The organism is Moorena sp. SIO3I8 (assembly GCF_010692325.1).
Classification (GTDB): domain Bacteria; phylum Cyanobacteriota; class Cyanobacteriia; order Cyanobacteriales; family Coleofasciculaceae; genus Moorena.
Genome location: NZ_JAAHHW010000248.1, coordinates 1 through 3,295 on the forward strand (window position 1 = coordinate 1; position 3,295 = coordinate 3,295).

A 3,295-nucleotide genomic window follows, 5' to 3' on the forward strand; every position below is an offset into this window, starting at 1 on the left:
GAAGTTAGATAGCAAGAAATTTTCTTGTGGGCTTCATCAATTAGGTTACGAATTTTTACCCTAATCCTTTGAGCAGCCTTCCTTAACTTAAACCTCTTTCTCTTGTTAGGGCGTCCCTTGGCCAAGGCTGCCTGAGAAATTAATCGATCTAAATGAGAACACAGGCGATAAACCCTTCCAATGTCCCCAGTACCTAAGCCTATAAATCTCTGGCCATCAAATCCAGTTAAAAAGCTCCTCACCCCTGGGTCTAAGGCGATTGCTTTTTGAGGGATAGGGAAATTATCTTGGTCTGATTCAACGGCAAAGCTAATAAACCACCGACCTCGATCAATGCTAAGTATCGGCTCGTGAGTCATTTGCTCAGGGAGTGGTTCACTGCTAGTGAACGTTAATCCTTTGGTCTGTCTAGGATAAAAGACACCTTTGGAGAAATTAGACTTTTGGAATCGAATAGATTGGACTGGATCGCAGTACCGCCTAAACTTAGTATGACCACCAGATTTAATAGCAGCTTTGTGCGCTTCAAAAGCTTGAAACACTGCTAATTGTCTAGGGTTGTAGGGAGTTTGATTTACCCATTCAGGAACATCTAACATCACCTTTTTCCTGAGGTCATACTTCCCAATTTTTGTAGTTTTGAGGATGGCGATTGCTTTGTTGTAACACCATCTAGCTGCGTTAATCCAAGTTCTCCATTTAAGCTTCAGTTCAGTTCCCGGGTAAACTCGGATCTTCTTTGATAGCAGTTTTGTACTTCCTGAGACCGTAGAGTCGGCAACTGAAGACATGGACAATGGCGAGGATATCCTCCACCATCTCTCGCTCATAAGATAGGTCTGACTGGTTGAGAACCAAGATCTTACCACCGTTTTGCGTAACATACCATTCGATAAGTTCAAATCAGAATCGTGGCCTACGGTCTTTGTGTGGGACCACAACCAGGCTGATATCTCTTGACATGACCCGTCCCAATAAGGTTTTAAGACCTTTTCGCTTGTAGTTGAGTCCTCAGCCGATGTCAAAGATGATTTCTGCTTCCGGGAATTGCCCTTGGCAGAACGCCGCTTGCCTTTCGAGGTCGTCTTTTGGTTTTTTGCTTGAAACCCTGGCGTAGATGACGGCTGGCTTGTTTGGGACTTGTCCAACAACGGAGTCAACATCGTACCTCCGTTGATTACTTGGAGTTCTAATGGTTTTGATTTTTCCTGCTTGATCCCAGTATCGGAGTGTTCGCTCTGATACTCCAAGGATTTCGCAAGCCTTTCGGGGTGGAACATAACGCATCGGCGGTTAGTAATAATTGGCTTTCTATATACTCGTACCAGAGTCTGCCGATGAATCCCAGACACTGCCGGAAAAATAATCATCTATTAGCTACAGTCTGACCTCTAGCAAGCCAGACTCTTGAGATTGAGGTTGAGTGGACTCAGGATAGTATTGGGTAGGTCAGAGGGATTACTCCCCCTTCGCCCCCTAAGCACCGTGCGAACGAGTCTCCCGGTACACGGCGCAACCAACTCCGAAAAACACGTTATTCTGTGCAACCCTTTTCCCTTCGTCCCGGTTTTGTGCCTTTTGGTTTTTGTTTCCGGTTTTTGGGAGGGGTTTTTATCCCTTCATACAGTCTTTTTTGTATTTCAGGATTAGTTGCCCCCAAGGCATGGATGGTGTGGTGACATTCCTCATGGACATAAACTAGATTGTTGTACTTATCTTGTCCTCCATGTTCTTTGGGAACGATGTGGTGTAGATGTACTTTGTTGTAGTCCCCCAATTGTTGTCCACAATATGGGCATATGTAATTTTGCCTTAAGGCTATTTTATTCTTGCCTTTAGGTAGTCTTCCTTCAGCTGTTTTCTTACTCTGCCTTTCCTTCCTTTTCCTCCAATATTCTTGAAGGTCGGGATTATCTGGAGAGTAATTGTGGGTGACTAGTGTATGTCTGGTTATCTTTGTCCATGAGGGTTTTTCCAAGTATTGTTCTTTGCTTCCGAAGACTCGTGTGTCTTCCCTACCTGGACAGAAACATCCGAAATGTTTTTCCTTAATCCACTTCCATTCTTTCTGAGGGTATCTTCTCTTACACCATCTTACTAGCTTCCAGGAGATGTAATCATCTAATTTACTAAACGTATCCTTCGCCACCACTCCATCGTGGTAGTTTGTCCAACCCCTTATAATTGGTTGTAATTTCCACATAAGGTGTTGAACAGATGCCCCTTTTAGTTTTGCGAATTCTACTTTTATCTTCTTCTTGATTCCTTTTAAGCTTTTGTTTGATGGTTTGATTAAAGTTATATACCCTTTACTTCTGGTTGTGGTTTTATATTTCCGTATGTTCCATCCCAAGAAATCAAAACCATCTGTTAGGTGAGTTATTTTGGTTTTTTCTTCGGATAGACTTAGTCCTTTCTTGGCTAACCATTCTTTCGTGATTACCTTGGCGTTCGTGGCATCTTCTTTGGATTCTGTTAAAATCACAAAGTCATCCGCAAAGCGTACTATAGTTCTATTCGATTTATTTCTCCAAGTGTCTTCACCTTTTTTGGTTTTTTCTTTCCTGTATGTTATCCCCAGTTCCTTTTCTAACCCATGTAATGCTATGTTCGCTAACAGTGGACTGATTATTCCTCCTTGTGGAGTTCCAGTCTCTGTTGGGTGGAATGTATCCTTGTCTACATATCCTGCCTTTAACCATCCATGGATTAGTTTCTTTGCTGGGAAATTACCAATGGCTTCCATTAACGGTTGATGGGCTATATTGTCAAAGCATCCTTTTATGTCTGCTTCGACTATCCACCATTTCTTGTTTCTTTCACCATTGATGTTCAGGAATATTCTTTGTCGGGCGTCATGGGCGCTTCTTCCTGGCCTAAAACCATAAGATGTGGCTTCAAATTGAGCTTCCCATGTTGGTTCCAAAGCATTTTTGACTATGGCCTGTAAACATCGGTCCGTGATACTCGGTATTCCTAACGGTCTTTGTTTGCCATTGGGTTTTGGTATGTAGATGCGCCTTGTGGGCTTTGGTTCCCAGAGTTTGGTTTTTGATAAGGTGTCCACCATTTCTCCTCTTTCTTGAGGATTTAGGGCTTTTTCTTTATCAACTCCCGCCGTCCTTTTCCCTTTATTGTCTTGGGTTGCTTTACGAACTGATACTTGGACTGATGAACTTGTTCAAAGTAAGGCAAACTATAAAAATGCTAAGGTAATTCTATTAGTCCGAGACCCTAGGGATGTAGTAGTATCTATCTACTTTGAACATACTAAACGGGTGGGACACTATGCTCA

3 protein-coding genes and 2 pseudogenes are annotated in these 3,295 nt (G+C 42.7%); 1 reads left to right on the forward strand and 4 read right to left on the reverse strand.

All coding sequences use genetic code 11. The features are described from left to right. The 4 genes and pseudogenes from F6K51_RS35675 to ltrA form a co-directional block, all read right to left on the reverse strand. Positions 1-830 (reverse strand): helix-turn-helix domain-containing protein (locus F6K51_RS35675; RefSeq protein ID WP_365940581.1); only part of this gene is annotated, 830 nt, incomplete at its 3' end. After that, positions 712-1,287, reverse strand: a pseudogene (locus F6K51_RS35680) (IS607 family transposase). The pseudogene F6K51_RS35680 and the gene F6K51_RS35675, both read right to left, overlap by 119 nt. A gap of 247 nt (positions 1,288-1,534) precedes the next feature. Then, positions 1,535-1,978: an HNH endonuclease signature motif containing protein gene (locus F6K51_RS35685; protein ID WP_293030504.1), complete on the reverse strand. Its 444-nt coding sequence runs from the start codon at positions 1,976-1,978 to the stop codon at positions 1,535-1,537. 117 nt (positions 1,979-2,095) lie between these two features. Further along, positions 2,096-3,115 (reverse strand): annotated as a pseudogene (gene ltrA, locus F6K51_RS35690) (group II intron reverse transcriptase/maturase); the annotation flags it as partial. Between the two features lie 19 nt (positions 3,116-3,134). On the opposite strand from ltrA, the gene F6K51_RS38795 reads away from it, so the two are divergent. Next, a partial coding sequence (locus F6K51_RS38795) for a sulfotransferase domain-containing protein (protein ID WP_365940583.1) occupies positions 3,135-3,295 on the forward strand: 161 nt, incomplete at its 3' end.